This is a genomic window from Mycobacterium conspicuum, assembly GCF_010730195.1.
GTDB lineage: Bacteria > Actinomycetota > Actinomycetes > Mycobacteriales > Mycobacteriaceae > Mycobacterium > Mycobacterium conspicuum.
In genome coordinates this window covers 4,912,660-4,930,214 of the sequence record NZ_AP022613.1, presented here as the reverse complement: position 1 = coordinate 4,930,214, position 17,555 = coordinate 4,912,660, and the positions used below count along the sequence as shown (strand labels likewise).

21 protein-coding genes are annotated in these 17,555 nt (G+C 65.4%); 13 read left to right on the top strand and 8 right to left on the bottom strand.

Translation table 11 applies throughout. The features are described from left to right. Positions 1-16: 16 nt before the first annotated feature. From G6N66_RS22490 to G6N66_RS22480, 3 genes are all read right to left on the bottom strand, one after another. Positions 17-538, bottom strand: coding sequence for an Rv2253/PknI dimerization domain-containing protein (locus tag G6N66_RS22490; protein WP_085234990.1), 522 nt, complete (start codon positions 536-538; stop codon positions 17-19). Between the two features lie 131 nt (positions 539-669). Beyond that, complete coding sequence (locus G6N66_RS22485) at positions 670-1,302, bottom strand: hypothetical protein (protein WP_085234991.1); 633 nt, start codon at positions 1,300-1,302, stop codon at positions 670-672. Next, on the bottom strand, positions 1,299-2,147 hold the full coding sequence (locus G6N66_RS22480) for a hypothetical protein (protein WP_085234992.1): 849 nt from the start codon (positions 2,145-2,147) through the stop codon (positions 1,299-1,301). The genes G6N66_RS22485 and G6N66_RS22480 overlap by 4 nt, the downstream gene beginning before the upstream one ends. Positions 2,148-2,365: 218 nt before the next feature. Here G6N66_RS22480 and G6N66_RS22475 point away from each other — a divergent pair, with 218 nt between their 5' ends. Continuing rightward, positions 2,366-2,749, top strand: a complete 384-nt coding sequence (locus G6N66_RS22475) for a hypothetical protein (protein ID WP_179968367.1) — start codon at positions 2,366-2,368, stop codon at positions 2,747-2,749. Positions 2,750-2,786: 37 nt separating this feature from the next. Here the strand turns inward: G6N66_RS22475 and G6N66_RS22470 are convergent, their stop codons facing one another. Next, positions 2,787-4,082, bottom strand: a complete 1,296-nt coding sequence (locus G6N66_RS22470; RefSeq protein WP_085234993.1) for a cytochrome P450 — start codon at positions 4,080-4,082, stop codon at positions 2,787-2,789. 211 nt (positions 4,083-4,293) lie between these two features. Between G6N66_RS22470 and G6N66_RS22465 the strand changes: the two genes are divergently transcribed. Further along, complete coding sequence (locus tag G6N66_RS22465; protein ID WP_085234994.1) at positions 4,294-5,007, top strand: TetR/AcrR family transcriptional regulator; 714 nt, start codon at positions 4,294-4,296, stop codon at positions 5,005-5,007. On the opposite strand, the gene G6N66_RS22460 is transcribed toward G6N66_RS22465, so the two are convergent. Together G6N66_RS22460 and G6N66_RS22455 are read right to left on the bottom strand one after the other, a co-directional pair. Next, positions 4,923-5,309 (bottom strand): hypothetical protein, encoded by a 387-nt coding sequence (locus tag G6N66_RS22460; RefSeq protein WP_232079390.1) that lies wholly within the window; start codon positions 5,307-5,309, stop codon positions 4,923-4,925. The two genes, G6N66_RS22465 and G6N66_RS22460, sit on opposite strands and share 85 nt — an antisense overlap. A 35-nt stretch (positions 5,310-5,344) precedes the next feature. Then, a complete protein-coding gene (locus G6N66_RS22455; protein WP_085234995.1) occupies positions 5,345-6,091 on the bottom strand; it encodes an enoyl-CoA hydratase/isomerase family protein in 747 nt (248 codons plus the stop codon). A gap of 122 nt (positions 6,092-6,213) precedes the next feature. On the opposite strand from G6N66_RS22455, the gene G6N66_RS22450 reads away from it, so the two are divergent. The 5 genes from G6N66_RS22450 (at position 6,214) to G6N66_RS22430 (ending at position 10,267) form a co-directional block, all read left to right on the top strand. Beyond that, entirely contained in the window at positions 6,214-6,651 is a 438-nt protein-coding gene (locus tag G6N66_RS22450) for a lipoprotein LpqH (protein ID WP_085234996.1), read from the top strand. 104 nt (positions 6,652-6,755) lie between these two features. After that, positions 6,756-7,946 carry an amidohydrolase family protein gene (locus G6N66_RS22445; protein WP_085234997.1) on the top strand — a complete coding sequence of 397 codons (1,191 nt, stop codon included), beginning with the start codon at positions 6,756-6,758 and terminating at the stop codon, positions 7,944-7,946. Then, entirely contained in the window at positions 7,943-9,397 is a 1,455-nt protein-coding gene (locus G6N66_RS22440) for a FadD3 family acyl-CoA ligase (protein WP_085234998.1), read from the top strand. The genes G6N66_RS22445 and G6N66_RS22440 overlap by 4 nt, the downstream gene beginning before the upstream one ends. A 45-nt stretch (positions 9,398-9,442) precedes the next feature. Continuing rightward, complete coding sequence (locus G6N66_RS22435) at positions 9,443-10,069, top strand: fatty-acid--CoA ligase (RefSeq protein WP_139825393.1); 627 nt, start codon at positions 9,443-9,445, stop codon at positions 10,067-10,069. 12 nt (positions 10,070-10,081) lie between these two features. Then, positions 10,082-10,267, top strand: coding sequence for a (2Fe-2S)-binding protein (locus G6N66_RS22430; RefSeq protein ID WP_085234999.1), 186 nt, complete (start codon positions 10,082-10,084; stop codon positions 10,265-10,267). 44 nt (positions 10,268-10,311) lie between these two features. Here the strand turns inward: G6N66_RS22430 and G6N66_RS22425 are convergent, their stop codons facing one another. Continuing rightward, positions 10,312-11,973 (bottom strand): alpha-keto acid decarboxylase family protein, encoded by a 1,662-nt coding sequence (locus G6N66_RS22425; RefSeq protein ID WP_085235000.1) that lies wholly within the window; start codon positions 11,971-11,973, stop codon positions 10,312-10,314. Positions 11,974-12,038: 65 nt separating this feature from the next. Here G6N66_RS22425 and G6N66_RS22420 point away from each other — a divergent pair, with 65 nt between their 5' ends. Genes G6N66_RS22420 through G6N66_RS22405 form a run of 4 tightly spaced genes read left to right on the top strand, consistent with a single transcriptional unit; the run spans position 12,039 to position 14,561 of the window. Further along, positions 12,039-12,482 carry an SRPBCC family protein gene (locus G6N66_RS22420; protein WP_085235001.1) on the top strand — a complete coding sequence of 148 codons (444 nt, stop codon included), beginning with the start codon at positions 12,039-12,041 and terminating at the stop codon, positions 12,480-12,482. Between the two features lie 6 nt (positions 12,483-12,488). Then, entirely contained in the window at positions 12,489-13,562 is a 1,074-nt protein-coding gene (locus G6N66_RS22415) for a CaiB/BaiF CoA transferase family protein (protein ID WP_139825390.1), read from the top strand. 57 nt (positions 13,563-13,619) lie between these two features. After that, entirely contained in the window at positions 13,620-14,078 is a 459-nt protein-coding gene (locus G6N66_RS22410; RefSeq protein ID WP_085235002.1) for an SRPBCC family protein, read from the top strand. Positions 14,079-14,105: 27 nt separating this feature from the next. Next, entirely contained in the window at positions 14,106-14,561 is a 456-nt protein-coding gene (locus G6N66_RS22405; protein WP_085235003.1) for an SRPBCC family protein, read from the top strand. On the opposite strand, the gene G6N66_RS22400 is transcribed toward G6N66_RS22405, so the two are convergent. Continuing rightward, positions 14,558-15,742: a pyridoxal phosphate-dependent aminotransferase gene (locus G6N66_RS22400; protein ID WP_085235004.1), complete on the bottom strand. Its 1,185-nt coding sequence runs from the start codon at positions 15,740-15,742 to the stop codon at positions 14,558-14,560. The two genes, G6N66_RS22405 and G6N66_RS22400, sit on opposite strands and share 4 nt — an antisense overlap. 138 nt (positions 15,743-15,880) lie before the next feature. On the opposite strand from G6N66_RS22400, the gene G6N66_RS22395 reads away from it, so the two are divergent. Both G6N66_RS22395 and G6N66_RS22390 read left to right on the top strand, forming a co-directional pair. Further along, entirely contained in the window at positions 15,881-16,201 is a 321-nt protein-coding gene (locus tag G6N66_RS22395; protein ID WP_085235005.1) for a hypothetical protein, read from the top strand. 141 nt (positions 16,202-16,342) lie between these two features. Then, a complete protein-coding gene (locus G6N66_RS22390) occupies positions 16,343-17,554 on the top strand; it encodes an acetyl-CoA C-acetyltransferase (RefSeq protein WP_085235006.1) in 1,212 nt (403 codons plus the stop codon). Position 17,555: the final 1 nt, after the last annotated feature.

Sequence of the window (17,555 nt, the reverse complement as noted above, 5' to 3'; positions counted from 1 at the left end):
AGCTATGAAAGCCCGGTCAGGAGAGCCGGTCCAGGCGCAGCGGCATCGCGATGTCAAGCCACTGGTTTTGCCCGCAGGCCCCACTCGGGCCGACCGTCTTGTCCTTGCCGGACAGCACCGGTGACCCGACTTGAAAACCACCGTTATCGTTCACCGGAAAGAAGGAGAACGTCTGCATTCCGCTGAACGCGGTGCCGTCTTCGCACCGCTCCCAGTTCGGCACCTCGTGCTTGACCTTCCACACCTCACCATCGAGCAGATAGATCGGTGCGCTCCAGCCCTGGTCGCTCGTCACCGTGCCGTGGCATTCCTGGGTTGTAACGCACGATGAGTTGATGGTCCATATTTGATAGACGGTTGGCTCACCGAAGTACTGGTCGTTTCTCTGGGCGTAGTCGCCAATGGACGTGGCGCGGTATGTCCCGTTGAGGGCCACGTCTTCCTTGGTTATCGCGCGGGCCGTGGCTGCGGTGCCCACACTGCCGAATGCCGTGGCGGCCAACAGCGTTGCGGTGGTGGCTTTTTTAATTGAACGCATCAGGTACTCCTCGAAGCGCGTAATCCGACAGTGCCTTTGGCGCTTTGTCGCCGTCGGGTGCGGCGTCCTCGAGCGATGACGTTACACCGCTCTGGCCGACCAGGTAAGCGTTAGAACGAGATACGCCGCGCTCATCCGACCGGGTCGAATTTCGCGATCAGCCAGGAACCGTTGATCTTCGTCAACGTGACCACGACGGCGCTTTCGGTCTTCACTGGGTCTTTCTTTTGAGGGCTTGCCGTGTTCTGGTTGACGAAAACCAGCACGACGGCCGAATCGGGACGCAAATCCGAAATGGCGGCCCGAATTACCTTGGCGGTGGTCGTCAGTTGACCCTTCTGCGCCATCGGCCCGACGACCTCTTCGGTGAATTTGTTGTAGTAAGCCAGAAAGGCGCCGGTGAGATGCGACTTCGCCGTGGTGAAGTCGCGATATAAATGGTCGTGGGAATACGACAACACCGCCACGGTACCGTCCGATGCCGCCCGGATCGCTTGGTGTGCCGCCGCATCACCGGTCCGCTGGTCGGGCCGGTACATGGTGAAGAACAGCGTGCCGGCCAAGCCCATTGCGGCAACGATCAGCACTGTGGCGACCACCAAACGCCATCGCGCCCAACGCCGGCGGATCCAGCGCCCGACCGCGGCCAGTCGGTTGGTACGAGCCGATCCCGCGGAAGCTGGGGCCGACTCCGTGTCGTCGGACAGCGTGGCTTCCCCTCCGGTATCCAAGCCCTCCAACGACGAGCCATGCTCGACAGTCATTCCAGGTAATCAACTTTCGACATCTTGAGCTTGCCGCCGTCGCGTTTGATGGTGACGCTGAGCCGGAACAAGGCCGGCGGCGGTTTGGCGTTATCCGGCCCGATGGTGTCGGTTTTCGCCGCCACCAGTACGACCCCGGAATTGTCGCTCAACGACTCGACGGCAACGCCTTCCACGCTGACCTTGCTGCCGACCTTAGTGTCCTCGGCCTTCTTGACCATGAGGGCTGACGTCACCGACAGATCGCCGTTGAGGGTGCCCGTCGTGGCATCGAGCATGGCCTGGACGTCCCTCTTGGCGTGCTCGGGATCAATCGACATCAACGCGGTGACGCCTTGCCGGGCGGCCGCGGTGAACTCCTCGGCGAGTTGCCGGTTATGCGCCTGGGCGCGGTGCTGGTACAGCGTGTAACCGCTGGCGCCGAGGGACGCGAAGAACAACACGGTACCGACGCCGGCGGCTATTGCCTTGCGCCCTGGACGCCGGATCCACCCCGGGCGCCGAAGCCAGCGCGGGCGACCGGGGCGTCGCGGCAACCCTCGCGGCAACCCTCGCGGCAACCCTCGCGGCAACCCTCGCGGCAACCCTCGCGGCAACCCTAGTCGCACGCGGCTCGACTTTGGCCGGCCCTGCTCGACATCCTCGGCCGTGGTCTCGTCGGTACCGTCTTGCAGGGCCTCGGTTCCAGCTGCTTCGCGCAGCTTTTCCAGGCGAGCCCGAGCCGCTTCGGCGCGCGCTTCGGCCTCGGCGACTTCGTCTTCGTGGTTGTCATCTGCGTCCGCCGGATTAACCCCCGCGCGCGGTTGCTCAGAATTCGCGGCGTCGGGCCCCTCCGGATCGTGCACGGAGAAGCAGCTTATCACTTCGACCTGAGCTAATAGCTGTCGTTGGACGGCCGCTTTCGTGCCTCTCACGTGCGGAAATGCTCATTCGCCAATAATGGCGCCAAGTTGCCCCCAAGGCGGCCCGGCGACGATGGCGATACGGACAAAGAGATCTTCTCCAAGCAGGAGAATTTTCTTTTCAGGTGTGGCAAAGTAATCGAGTGCGATTCATCGTGGCAATGGCTGCCGCGTTGCTCAGCGCGGGTGTGCTGGCGGCGCCGCCATCCTCGGCCGGACCGACCGTCTGCGACTACCCCGCCTGCACGCCGGGCATCATGCCGCATCAGGTTTTGGGCGCGCCGTGTGAGAACACCACCTACTACGCGTTCGGTGTCACCGACTATTACGTTTCTTTCGCCTCGGAGCCCGGACGGCTGATGTTCTGCGGTTCGCCGAGGCGATACCAGCCGCGCTGGTTCCGCTCACCGCCCATGGCGGGAATCAAGGACGAGGGCGCATCGTGCCAGAACTACCAGAACTACGTCGCGCAGGCGCCCGACGGTCTGTTCCTCATTTGCTTTGCGCACGACGGCGTCATGACCTGGATCCGCGCCGACACGTAGCCCTGAAAACCCCTGCGGGCTAATCGTTTAGACCCGACTAGCCCACGGGGGCAACCGCGTCCGCCGTCGTGAAAGCCAGGTGCAGTTCCCGCAAGCCACGCAAGATGTACGTGGGCTCGTATTCGTATCGGCGGCCGTCGGCCGGACCGTGCGCGGATTCGTCGATTTCGATGTGCGGCATTCGATCCAGGATGCGCTCGATCGAGACGCGGCCCTCCACGCGGGCGAGCGGCCCGCCGGGACACGAGTGCACGCCGCGGGCAAAGGCCATGTGCTCGCGGACATTCTTGCGGTCGAGTTGGAACTCGTGCGGGTTCTCGAAGCGGCGCGGATCCCGGTTGGCGGCGCCCGGCAGCACCATCACGACCGTGCCCGCGGGGATGTCGACACCGCCGATGGTGGTGGGCCGCACGGTCAGCCGCGAGTCGCTCTTGACCGGGCTGTCCATCCGTAGCGATTCCTCGATGAATCCAGGAATCAGGCTGCGGTCGTCGCGCAGCCGTTGCTGGATGTCGGGCCGGTCACCGATCACCTGCAGTGCCGCGCTGAGCAGCTTGGCCGTCGTCTCCTGACCCGCGGCGAAAAGGAAGGTGGCCGAGCGGACCACTTCGATGACCGGGGGCGTCGATCCGTCCGGATACAGCGCCGCCGCAAGCGAAGTCAGCACGTCGTTGCGCGGCTCGCGGCGCCGGTCCTCGATGTAGGCGCAGAACTTGTCGTCGAGCCACTCCAGCGGGTTGATGCCGACCGACTGGTGGTTCAGGGCACCCACGTGGGCCTCGGGGCGGTCGGCGCCCAGGACGGTCCGAAACTCCTTGTGGTCGTCCTCGGGGACACCGAGCAGGTCGGCGATCACCAAAGTGGCGAAGGGCTTGGAGTATTCGGCGATGAACTCGCACTTGCCGTTGTGCAGGAACTCGTCGAGCTGCCGGTCGGCCAGGCTCCACATGAACTCCTCGTTGTGCTTCAGTCGGCTCGGGGTAAGCAGCTTCGCGAGCACCGAGCGGGCCTTGGTGTGGTCCGGTGGGTCCATGGTGACCATGTGCTCGTTCATCGGAAAGTAACTGCGGTGCTCGTCGATCTGGGCGCTGATGTCGTCGCCCTCGGGGGTGAACGGCAGCGGCGGGAACGGTCCGCCGAGCGCGACGATGTTGGAGAAGATGTCGGGATTCTTGTAGACCTCGGTGGCTTCGTCGTAGCCGGTGATGGCGACGACCCCGTGGTGGGGCAGGCGCATTACGGGGTTCTGGGCGCGCAGGTAATCGAAGTAGGGGTGCGGATCTGGGACCAGAGACGGATCGGTGAAGAAGTCGATCGACTCAAAACTGCTCATCGGAAATGCGTCTCCTGGCTGGGTTTATCGGTGCCATCGGTGACAAGCGGTACCGCCGCCCCCGATTGCGAGATCCAAAATGTGCTGAGCACCTGCTTAGCATGGCGGTAATGTCAGGGTCAAGGTCGCAACGCCGCGCCGCGACGGTGGCTACGATCTGGCACAGGCGATACTGGAAAGTCGGGAACGCCCGAGGGTACGGAGTGACATCATGACGTCGGCTCGCAGGATTGGAGCACCGGACGCGAAGAATCGCGTGCTGCTGCTCGACGCGGCCGAACAATTGATGATCGAAGAGGGCTATGCGGCCGTGACGTCGCGCCGCCTCGCCCACAAGGCGGGGCTGAAACCGCAATTGGTGCACTACTACTTCCGCACCATGGAGGCGCTGTTCCTCGAGGTTTTCCGGCGTCGCGCCGAGGAGGCGCTGGAAGTGCATGCGCGGCTGCTGCAATCGCCGCAACCGCTGTGGGCGCTGTGGCGGTTCGGCACCGACCCCGCCTTCACCCGGATCTCCATGGAATTCATGGCGCTGGCGAACCATCGCAAGGAGATGCGCGCCGAAATCGCTTACTACGCCGAACGTTTCCGCGAGGACCAACGCCAAGCGGTGACGATTGCGCTGGAGCGGTACGGCCCGAAAGTTAAGGCGGACGGCATCGAGATGCCGCCCGTGGTGTGGTCGGTTTTGATGAGCAGTTTGTCGCGATTCCTGGTGCTGGAGCAGTCCGTTGGCATTTCCGGCGGGCACGCCGAAACCAAGGAGCTGGTCGAAAGTTATCTGCGGCGCCTGGAAGGCGAACCGCAGCCCATCGAAGGTATCCCGGAGACCTGGGTCGTTCACCAGTTCCGGATCGAGCAAAGCACGCCTTTGGGGCCGTCCTTGGATACGACGACGGCTCCGTCTACGGCCAGCTCACAGTGAAGCCCCGGCGTGCCGGGCTCCGTGCCCGTGCTCGCCACGACCATCGCGTACACCTCGGGTTTCGACAGGTCCAGCTCGTAGCTCCACGACTTTCCCGGCCCGAGATCGACATCGATGTGCGGGGTGAATGAGTAGGGGTTGTGGCTGTAGTCGGCAAATTTTTCCGGCTCGTGGTCCAGGTAATAGATGTCGGTGTAGATCGGATTCTGCGCGGTGACGGTGTATTTGACGTGATGCGTGACCGGATTATCGGCATGTGCCGATCCGGTGCTCGCCAGGAAACCGGTCATGGCGATCGCCATTGCCGAGGTCGTACCCAACGCTGTGTATTTGCCCGTCATGTCGCTCCTTTGGCCGCCTCACGCGTCTTGGCGTTGCGGTTCATCACCCGCTCTGCGGCTCGCCAGTGTGCGTCGGCAACCCACAGCCGTGCAAAGGATGCTATCGCCTCATCAGGTGATACTCCGCTGATTACTCTTTTTATCTCCGTAGCCGGGCGGCGGGCCAGTGATTGGGCCACCGCGCGCCAACCGTCCTCGAACGATGAGCGGGGGAATACCACATCCAGCAAGCCAATCCGCTCGGCCTCGGCCGCGTTGAGCTCGCGTCCGCTGCCCGCCAGCAGCAGCGCCTTGCTTTTTCCGACCAGTGCGGCCAACCGCTCGGCGCCGCCCCAGGCCGGCATGATTTCCAGCGCAACCTGATTGAAGGCGATTTTGATGTCGTCGGCGGCCACCCGAATGTCGGCGGCCACCGCGACCTCAGCGCCGCCGCCGAACGCGTGGCCGTTGAGCACCGCGATCACCGGCGCCGGAAAGCCCGCCAATAGATCGCAGATCGACCGCATGCGTTTGGCCATCGCCGCGGCATCCTCTTCGGTCCGCAGCGCGCTGAGCTCCTTGAGGTCACCGCCGGAGACGAACGCACGATCGCCGGCGCCCTTGATGGCCAGGGCCTGAGCGCCGGCCGCCGCGCCTATTGCTTGTTCGAGCTGATCCATGGTGTCGAGCGCGATGGCATTGCGAGCGTGCGGGCGATCGATGGTGAGCACCGCCAACCCGTCTTCGAACTCGAGGTCGACCACGTATTACCGGCTCCTTGGACCACTCCTTAGCGGAGAATGCCGATATTGGCATTCTCATTGCGGGAGAATAACATCATCGCAGCAGGCCCAGGAGTTCGAGCACCCAGGATTGAGGTGGTCACATGCCGGATCGAGTTGGGACTTCAACCTCGGCGGCCTTAACAACCGTAGGGGCGGCGCTGGCCATCGCCACGCTTGGCGCGTGCGGCTCGGGATCGCAGGCCGCGAGCAGTGCCTCGGTGACGGTTAATGGCACCGACACCACGATTCACGTCGTCAAGTGTTCACAGCTGGACTGGTACAAGACGATCAACATCGGCGGCGAATTGGCGGGGGCCACCGTCAACATCGACTCACGAGGACAGCAGGCCACGGCGACCGAGGTCCGCATCCGCAATGTCGGCGGTTTCACCGGCCTGTACTCACTGGGCGGCAACGGCGACGCCAACATGAGCTTCAGCGGCGGCAGATACACCATCACCGGCACCGCGAACGGCTACAAGACCGACAAGCCCAACGAACCGGCGTCCGCGGCGTTCAAGATCAGCACCACCTGTTGACCGTGCCCTGACGCCCGCGTCGCTGCGACCCAGGCCACACGGGGGCACGTTGCGGTCCGCTGTCGAAGAGAATAGTATTCTCGCAAATTAAGAAGGAGGATCTCATGGGCCAGTTGTCGCATCGGGAAGATGTCCCGTTCCCGATCTTTGACGCCGATAACCATCTCTACGAGCCGCCGGAGGCGCTGACCAAGTTCCTGCCCAAGGAGTACAAGGACTTCGTCCAGTACGTGCAGATCAACGGGCGGACCAAGATCGCGATCCGCGGCCACATCAGCAACTACATCCCCAACCCGACCTTTGAGGTCGTGGCCCGGCCGGGCGCCTGGGAGGAGTACTTCAAGTACGGCAACCCGGACGGCAAGAGCAAGCGCGAGCTGTTCGGCGAGCCGATGCGCGCCATTCCGGCGTTCTTCGAGCCCGGCCCGCGCCTGGAGAAGATGAACGAGCTGGGTCTGGACCGCACCCTGATGTTTCCGACGCTGGCCAGCCTGCTCGAGGAGCGGCTGCGCGACGACCCGGTCGCCATCCACGTCCTGATCCATGCGCTCAACGAGTGGCTCCACGAGGTGTGGGGCTTCAACTACGAGAACCGGATCTTCACCACGCCGGTGATCACCCTGCCGATCGTGGAGAAGGCGATCGAGGAACTGGAATGGGCGGTCAAGCGTGGGGCGCGGTGCATCCTGGTCCGCCCGGCTCCGGTGCCCGGTTTCCGCGGCCCGCGGTCGTTCGCGGTGCCCGAGTTCGACCCGTTCTGGGAGCGGGTCGTCGAGCACGACGTCCTGGTCGGCATGCACTCGTCCGACAGCGGCTACTCGCGGTACACCTCCGAGTGGGACGGTGCCGAACAAGAGATGCTGCCGTTCCAGACCAATGCGATGGGCATCCTCAACGAGTGGCGGCCGATCCAGGACGCGGTGGGCTCCTGGGTGATCCACGGCGCGCTCTACCGCCACCCGAAGCTGAAGGTCGCGATCGTCGAGGCCGGTTCGAAGTGGATGACCCCGCTGCTGGACGGCCTGGCCGAGGTCTTCCGCAAGGCCCCGGAAGTGTTCCCCAGCGACCCGGTCGAGATGGTCAAGAGCCGCATCCACGTCAGCCCGTTCTTCGAGGACGGCATCGACGATCTGGTCAACCTCGTCGGGGTGGACCAGGTGTTGTACGGCTCGGACTGGCCGCATCCGGAAGGGCTGGCGGAGCCGACGTTCTATGTCAACGCGCTGTCACACCTGTCGGTCGACGACCAGGCGAAGATCATGGGCGGCAACCTCGGTCGACTCATCACGGTGTGACGCCGGGTAAAGCCGTCTGGCAGACCATCCCCGAGATGGTCTTGAGCGCAGCGGATCGTTTCGGCGACGCGGAAGCTGTTGTCGACGGTCCGCTGCGCTTCACTTTCGGCCAGATTGTTGAGCGAATACGTTGCGCCGCAGGGGCATTCGCCGAGCTGGGGATCGACAAGGGTGAACGGGTAGCCATCTGGGCACCGAACTCGGCGGAGTGGATCATCGCCGCGTTCGGACTGCTCACCGCCGGTGGGGTGCTGGTGCCGGTCAACACCCGGTTCAAGACCGAGGAAGCGGGTGACGTCATCGCCCGCAGCGGCGCCAAGGCCGTGCTGGTCCAAAAGGGGTTCCTGGGCCAGGATTACGTCGCGCCCGCGGGCACACCGGTCATCGACCTGAAATCGGACTTCCTTTCCAGCGGTTCGCCATTCGAGCGGGCGGTGAGCGGAACCGACATTTCCGACATCATCTTCACGTCGGGCACCACCGGGCGCCCCAAGGGCGCGATGATGAATCATCGTCAGACGCTGCGCATGTACGAGGAGTGGGCGACGCTCGCCGATCTGCGCGAGGGCGACCGCTACCTGCAGATCAACCCGTACTTCCACACGTTCGGGTTGAAGGCGGGACTCATCACGTCCTTCCTGCGCGGCGCGACGATGCTGCCGGTCGCGGTGTTCGACCTCGACACGGCCGTGGAACTCATTGAACGCGAACGTATTACGATGCTGCCCGGTCCGCCCACGCTGTATCACTCGTTGCTGACGGTGGCGGACAAGTCCAAGCTGTCGACGTTGCGGGCGGGCGTGACCGGCGCCGCCGACATCCCCGTCGAACTCGTCCGCCGCATCCATGGCGAGTTGCCCTTCCAGACACTGATGACGGGTTACGGGCTCACCGAGGCCGGCAACGTCACCCTGTCCCTGCCGGGCGATTCCTTCGAGGACGTCGCCACCACCGCCGGGGTGCCCTGCGACGGGGTCGAGGTGCGCATCGCCGACGATGGCGAGGTGCTGGTGCGCGGCTATGGCGTCATGCAGGGCTACCTCGACGATCCGGCCGCCACCGCGGAAGCGATTGACGGCGACGGCTGGCTGCATACGGGGGACCTCGGGAACTTCACCGAGGCCGGTCGGCTGCGTATCGTCGGCCGCAAGAAGGACATGTTCATCGTGGGCGGCTTCAATGCCTACCCGGCCGAAATCGAAGGCTTCCTGCTCAGCCATCCGGCGGTCGCGCAGGCGGCGGTCATCGGGGTCCCCGACGAGCGGCTCGGCCAAGTGGGCAAGGCGTTCATCGTGACCTCCCCGGACTACCCGGGCTCCATCGAGGCCGACGAACTGATCAGCTGGTGCCGGGATCGGATGGCCGGGTTCAAGGTGCCCCGATCGGTGCAGTTTCTGGACGCGCTGCCGCTCAACGCCACCGGCAAGGTGGTCAAAAATCTCCTGCGCTGAATCTATGCTCGAGGGCACGGCGACGGAATCCGACGAAGCGGGGTGCTGGTGACCAACGACATCCACTCGATGGTCATCGCATCGGACTACCGGGTCCCGGATCCGACCCGGGTGTGGCCGCTGCTGGAACGCAACAAAGCGGCCCTGGCCGACATCGGCGCCCACCACGTTCTGGTCTACACGTCGACGCACGACCACGGCCGCGTGCTGGTGATGATCGGGGTGCACAGCCGCGAGCCGATCGTGGAGCTGTTGCGCTCACGGGTCTTCTTCGACTGGTTCGACGCCGCCGGCGTCGAGGACATCCCCGCGGTGTTCGCGGGCGAGATCATCGACCGCTTCGTCGCGCAGCCGCAGCCGCAATCGGAGGCGCCCGGGGTGGTGATCGCCGCCATCGCTTCCGTCGATGACGCGTCTAGCCTCACCTCGGAGGTCCACGGTGCGATCGACCGGTTCGCGGCCGCGGGTGTCCGAAAGATGTGGATTTTCCAGGCTTTCGACGACGAGCGGGAAGTGTTGATCCTCTCGGAGTTCTCCGACGAGGAGGCCGCCAGCCACTGGATCGACCATCCCGACGCCGCCGCGCGGTGGATGACCAGCGTCGGTGTGGGTGCCTACCCGCCGCTGTTCGTCGGGCGCATGTTCGACATGATGCGCGTCGAGCAGGACTGAACGGCCTTTTCAATGTGGGTGTGCCTGTGTAACGGAATCACCAGCCACATGGTGGGCGAGGCCGTCGCGGCCGGCGCATCGACGACAAAGGACGTCGCCCGAGCCTGCGGCGCGGGTGCCGATTGCGGGCGCTGCCGGCGGACCGTGTGGGCGATCATCGCGTCGTCGACGCAGAACCGCACGGCGCCTTCGGTTTAGGGCTGACGACCCGCTGCGCCCGGCTTCGCCGCGCTCGCGATCGCCTAGCCCGACGGTGCCATGGGCCCGACGAGCTGGGCCAGCAGCGGCGGGATCTGAAGCCGCGGCAACACCACCTCGACGAGCACCATGCGGTCCTGATGCTCCGCGGCCGCGGTGAAGGCGTCGTCGAGCTCGCCATAGTTCTCCGCCCGGTAGGCAAGATGATTGGCCACACCCAGCGCACCGGGGATCTCGGTCCATCGCCAGCCGACAATGTCGTTGTAGGGCGCCGTCTTTCCGTGGATCGCGCGCTCTATCGTGTAGCCGTCGTTGTTGACCACCACGATGACGGGCGACAGGCCCTCGCGGGAGAAGGTGCCCAGCTCCTGCACGGTCAGTTGCGCGGCGCCGTCACCGATCAACAACACCGTCCTGCGGTCCGGGTGCGCCACTCCGGCCCCGACCGCCGCGGGCAGCGTGTAACCGATTGAGCCCCATAATGGTTGGCCGATAAAGGTGACGCCGTTGGGTAGGCGGTGATCGGCCATTCCGTAGAACGAGGTGCCCTGGTCGGCCAGCACCACGTTGCCGGGGGTGAGTGCCGCGCACAGCCGGTTCCACACCATCTCTTGCGTGAGCGGTTCGTCGCGGGCCGGTGTTTTCACGGCGGGGCTTTCGACCGGCGAGTTCACCGGCGGCGACTGTACGCCGCGCTGTTTCACGATGCCGGCCAGCGCCTCGAGCGCCGCGCGCATTTCCAGGGGTGCGAACACCTCACCGGCCACACTGCTCTGATACTGCGCGACGTCGATGCTTCGGCCCGGGTCGATCCGTTGGCTGAAGAAGCCGCTGACCATGTCGGTGAACACCACCCCGGCGGTCACCAACACCGGAGCGTCTTCGATCGCGGTGCGCACCCTCTTGGCGCTGGCCGCCCCGGCGTAGATCCCCAGGAAGTTGGGGGAGCTCTCGTCGAGCAGGCTCTTGCCCCACATCAGCGTCGCGTGCGGCACCACGTCGGCCGCCAGTAACTTTTCCAGCTCGTCAACCGCCTGCAGCCGATGGACCAACAGGTCGGCGAGCACCGTCAATTGATGGTCGGCGATGAGCCTGGTGGCGGCTTCTTTGAACAGCTCTAGCGCCCGCGGGCTGGTGCCGCCGGTGTAGCGCGGCAACTTGGCCGCCGGGGGTTCGGTGGGGAACCGCGCCACGTCAGCGGACAGCAGCAGGTATCCGGGCAGCTTGTGCTCGCGCACCTCGGACAGCACCCGATCGATCTCTCGGCAGGCCGTTGCCGGCATGAGATTGGCTTGCGCACAGGTGATTTCGCGGCTGACCCGGAAGAAGTGCTCGAAGTCCCCGTCGCCAAGTGAGTGGTGCAGCGCGCGGCGGGTGCCCTGCGCGTCCTTGGTCGGGCCGCCGACGATGTGCACGACGGGCACGTGCTCGGCGTAGCTGCCGGCGATCGCGTTGGCCGCCGAGAGTTCGCCGACACCGAATGTCGTTACCACAGCTGACATTCCGCGCAACCGGCCGTAGCCGTCGGCGGCGTAGCCGGCGTTCAGCTCGTTCGCGCTGCCCACCCACCGAATCTTCGGGTGGGCGACGATGTGGTCGAGGAATTCGAGGTTGTAGTCGCCGGGAACGCCGAAGATCTCGGAGACGCCGAGTTCGGCGAGACGGTCCAGCAGATAGTCACCAACGGTGTAGGAGGGATCGGTCACGATGACGACGGTACGCTTGGTCCAAACCCTCCCGGCTAGACGCCGATTGGCCTATCGTGCGGGCCATGGCAATCAAAGAATCCCGCGAGATCGTCATTGAGGCCAGCCCCGACGAGATTCTGGACGTCATCGCCGATTTCGAGGCGATGCCCGAATGGTCGGGACCGCACCAGAGCGCCGAGATCCTCGAGACCGGAGCCGACGGGCGGCCCAGCAAGGTGAAGATGAAGGTCAAAACGGCCGGCATCACCGACGAGCAGGTGGTTGCCTACACCTGGCACGGCAACGAGGTGAGCTGGGGGCTGGTCAGTTCGGCGCAGCAGAAGTCGCAGGACGGCAAGTACGTTCTGGTGCCCAAGGGCGACAACCAGACGTTGGTCAAGTTCGAGGTGACCGTGGACCCCAATGTTCCGCTGCCCGGCTTCGTGCTCAAGCGGGCCGTCAAGGGCACCATGGATGCCGCGACCGGGGAACTGCGCAAGCGGGTGCTGCAGGTGAAGGGGAAGTAGCAACTCGTGGCGGGCCCCCTGGACGGGGTGCGGGTCATCGAGCTCGGCGGCATCGGGCCTGGACCGCACGCGGGAATGGTGCTTGCCGATCTGGGCGCCGACGTGGTGCGGGTGCGGCGGCCCGGCGGCTTGACCATGCCGGCCGAGGAGCGCGACCTGTTGCACCGCGGCAAGCGGATCGTCGACCTCGACGTCAAGACGCAACCAGGGGCGCTGCTGGAGCTGGCCGCCAAGGCCGACGTGCTGCTCGATTGTTTCCGGCCCGGCACGTGCGAGCGGCTCGGCATCGGGCCCGACGATTGCGCCGCGGTCAACCCGCGGCTGATCTTCGCGCGCATCACGGGTTGGGGGCAGGACGGGCCGCTGGCCGCGACCGCCGGTCACGACATCAACTACCTGTCCCAGACCGGTGTGCTTTCGGCGCTGGGGTATCGCGACCGCCCGCCGCTGCCGCCACTAAACCTGGTGGCCGACTTCGGTGGCGGCTCGATGCTGGTGCTGCTGGGCATCGTGGCCGCGCTGTACGAGCGGGAGCGCTCCGGTCAGGGTCAGGTCATCGACGCGGCGATGGTCGACGGGGTCAGCGTGCTGGCCCAGGTGATGTGGACCATGAAAGGAATCGGCAGCCTTCGCGATGAGCGCGAGTCGTTCCTGCTCGACGGCGGCGCCCCGTTCTACCGCTGCTATGAAACCGCCGACAACAGGTACATGGCCGTCGGCGCGATCGAGCCGCAGTTCTTCGCGCAGCTGCTGGCCGGGCTCGGCCTGTCCGCCGCCGACGTGCCGAACCAGCTTGACCGCGCGTCGTACCCGCGGATGCAACGCCTCTTCACCGAGCGGTTCGCCAGCCGCACCCGTGCCGAGTGGACACAGGTTTTCGCCGGCACCGACGCATGCGTGACTCCGGTGTTGACGTGGGCCGAAGCCGCCACCAACGACCATCTGAACGCGCGGTCCACGGTGATCACCGCGCACGGCGTCGAGCAGGCCGCGCCCGCTCCGCGGTTCTCCCGCACGCACGCCGGACCTGTCGGACCGCCGCCGGCGGCGACGACACCGATCAGCGAAATAGGCTGGTAATAAACTAATTGCGCGAACACGGCCCGCGAGCGTGGCCACAGGGCTAACTTGGGATAAGTGGCTGTACAAGCATCGCGTGAGGTTGTCATCGATGCGCCGCCGGAAGTGATCATGGAGGCGCTGGGGGACGTCGACGTCATATCGGAGTGGTCTCCGCTGCACAAGAAAGTTGAAGTGCTGGACCGCTATCCGGACGGTCGGCCCCACCACGTCAAGGCCACGATCAAGATCCTGGGACTGGTCGATAACGAGATCCTGGAATACCACTGGGGTCCGGACTGGGTGGTCTATGACGCGAAAGAGACGTTCCGACAGCGCGGTCAGCACATCGAGTACCGGGTCCATCCCGAGGGTCTCGACAAAAGCCGCGTCCATTTCGATGTCACGGTCGAACCCGCGGGGCCGGTTCCGGCCTTCATCGTCAAGCGTGCGACCAAGATGGTGTTGGACGCCGCCACCGAGGGGTTGCGCGCGTGGGTCGCGAACAATGCGCTTGCCGGCCATGGGGAGGACTGATCGTTTGTTGACTGCACCTTTTTCATAGTGGCCGTACAAGCATCGCAGGAAATCGTCATCGATGCGCCGCAGGATGTGATCCTCGACGCGCTCGCCGACATGGACACCGTGCCGTCGTGGTCCGCGGTACACAAGAAGGTCAAAGTCGTCGACAGCTATCCCGACGGGCGCCCGCGCCACGTGAAGGTGTCGATCAGGGTGATGGGAATCTTCGACACGCAGCTGCTCGAATACCACTGGGGGCCGGACTGGATGGTGTGGGATGCCAAAAAGACCATCCACCAACACGGTCAGCACGGGGAGTACAACCTCACCCGCGAGGGTGACGACAAGACCCGAGTCCGGTTCACCATCACCGTCGAGCCGTCGGCGCCGCTGCCCGAATTCGTGATCAGCCGGGCCCGCAAGAAGATTCTGCACGCCGCGCTGGAGGGCCTGCGCCGGCGGGTGATGGGCACCGACGACCCGGCCTCGGCTACCTAGCCGGCCGTTCCCGCTGCGCGCAGGCCGCCCAGCCGCCTGATGGCCTCGTCGAGGGTGTCGTCGCGTTTACAGAAGGTCAAGCGCACCAAGTGATTCCACACGTCCGCGTGCGGTGCCGCCGGATCGCAGAACGCCGACATCGGGATGGCGGCCACCCCGACTTTCTCCGGCAGTTGGGCGCAGAAGACGCTGCTGTCGTCGTAGCCCAGCGGCCGCGGGTCGGCGCACAGAAAATACGTGCCGTGGCTGTCGTGGACCGCGAAGCCGATATCGGTCAGCCCCGCCGCGAGCCGGTCGCGGCGAGCCTGCAGGGTGTCGCGCAGCGCGGCGACCCAGGCGTCCTGGGTGTCCAGCGCGAGCGCGACCGCCGGCTGAAATGGTGCGCCCCCGACGTAGCTCAGATACTGCTTGGCGGCACGCATGCCGGCGATGAGTTTGGCTGGGCCGCAAGCCCATCCGATCTTCCAGCCGGTGCAGTTGAACATCTTTGCCGCGCTGGAGATGGTGACCGTGCGGTCGGCCATGCCGTCGAAAGCGGCCAGCGGTAGGTGGTCGCGGTCGTCATACACCAGGTGCTCGTAGACCTCATCGGTGACCACTAAAAGATCGGCGGCCGAGGCGATTTCCGCAACGGCCCGCAGCTCGGCCTCGGTGAGTACGGTGCCGGTCGGGTTGTGCGGAGAGTTCACGATCAGCGCCTTCGTGCGCGGGGTCACCGCCCGGCGCAACGCGTCGGTGTCGAGCGCGAAGCCGCGACCGTCGGGGACCAGAGGCACGGCCACCCGGTGGGCGCCCGCCATCGCAATCACCGGCGAGTAGGAGTCGTAGAACGGTTCGATGAGCAGTACCTCGGAGCCGGGTTCGACCAGCCCCAGGACCGCCGACGCGATGGCCTCGGTGGCCCCGACCGTCACCAGCACCTGCGTGTCCGGGTCGTATCGGATGCCGTAGCGGCGGTCGCGCTGCGCGGCGATGGCGTTGCGCAGCGGCGCGATGCCCAACCCCGGCGGGTACTGGTTGACGCCGCTTCCGATGGCCTCCTGGGCGGCCTTGAGCATCTCCGGCGGGCCGTCCTCGTCGGGAAAGCCCTGCCCGAGGTTCACCGCGCCGATGCGCGCCGCCAGCGCCGACATCTCGGCGAAAATCGTGGTCGCGTAGGGCTGCAGCCGCGACACCGTCATGGTGGTCGAGCTTAAAGGTCCGGCATCCGTCCCCTCAGCCACATCGTCTTTGGTGGGCCTTTAGCGATGCTGATGATCGGTTCCGGTAAATGGGTCTGTACCACTGCCAATGGCCTTGTTTTTGTGGTATCAGTGGGCATGCGCTTTATCCATGTCGGCGCGGCGGTCGGTGCGTTGCTCGTCGCCCCGGTTGTGTTGTTCGAGGCGTCGGCTGCGAACGCCGACACCGGCATCGACGGCTACGTCCAGTGCGTTGGCGGTGACACCAAACCCCCGCCGAAGGGGGTCGATGCAGACGTCTGGTTCCCCAGCGTGCACGTGATCGCGACGGATTTCGATGGTGGCATTCCGTCCGCGCAAATAGTGCAGATTTTGGAGGGTATGGGCGTCGCGCATAAGGATGCCGTCACCCGCGTGCAGTGTTTTGTGGCCAACCAACCGCGCGGGCTCGGGCAATAACGGGACGGCCCCGGTTGGTCGTTTCGAGTCCTTTTCGAGCCGACTAGCGGGCTGACCTGCGCCATTTCTCCCAACCAACAGGTTGGTTTAGGGTGTAACTCGGATCTAGCACCCCACTTTTGGCGAACCGAGGAATCCGATATGCCCGAAGAAGCCTTCATCTACGAGGCCATCCGCACCCCGCGCGGCAAGCAACGCAACGGCGCACTGAACGAAGTCAAGCCACTCAACCTGGTCGTCGGCCTGATCGAGGAGCTGCGCAAGCGCCACCCCGACCTCGACGAGAACCTGATCAGCGACGTCATCCTCGGCTGCGTCTCGCCCGTGGGCGATCAGGGCGCCGACATCGCCCGCACCGCGGTACTCGCGGCCCACCTGCCCGACACCGTCGGCGGTGTGCAGCTCAACCGGTTCTGCGCCTCCGGCCTGGAGGCCGTCAACACCGCCGCGCAAAAAGTGCGCTCCGGCTGGGACGACCTGGTGCTGGCCGGCGGCGTGGAGTCGATGAGCCGGGTCCCGATGGGATCCGACGGCGGCGCCATGTTCACCGACGTGCCGTTCACCTACGACAACTACATCGCCCCGCAGGGCATCGGCGCCGATTTGATCGCCACCATCGAGGGCTTTAGCCGCGAGGACGTGGACGCCTACGCGTTGCGCAGCCAGGAGCGCGCGGCCGCGGCCTGGTCCGGCGGCTATTTCGCCAAGTCGGTCGTACCGGTGCGGGACCAGAACGGCCTGGTGATCCTCGACCACGACGAGCACATGCGGCCAGAGACCACGATGGAGGGTCTGGCCAAACTGAAGACCGCGTTCGACGGCATCGGCGAGATGGGCGGCTTCGACGACGTGGCGCTGCAGAAGTACCACTGGGTCGAAAAGATCAACCACGTCCACACCGGCGGCAACAGTTCGGGCATCGTCGACGGCGCCGCGCTGGTGCTGATCGGCTCCGAGGCGGCGGGCAAGTCGCAGGGCCTGACCCCGCGGGCCCGCATCGTGGCCACCGCCACCAGCGGCGCCGACGCCACCATCATGTTGACCGGCCCCACCCCGGCGACCCGCAAGGTGCTCGACCGTGCCGGTCTCACCGTCGACGACATCGACCTGTTCGAACTCAACGAGGCGTTCGCCTCGGTGGTGCTGAAGTTCCAGCGGGACCTCAACATTGGCGACGAGATCCTCAACGTCAACGGCGGCGCCATCGCGATGGGCCACCCGCTGGGCGCCACCGGTGCGATGATCCTGGGCACCATGGTCGACGAACTGGAGCGCCGCAACGCCCGTCGCGCGCTTGTCACCCTGTGCATCGGCGGCGGCATGGGCGTCGCGACCATCATCGAGAGGGTTTAAG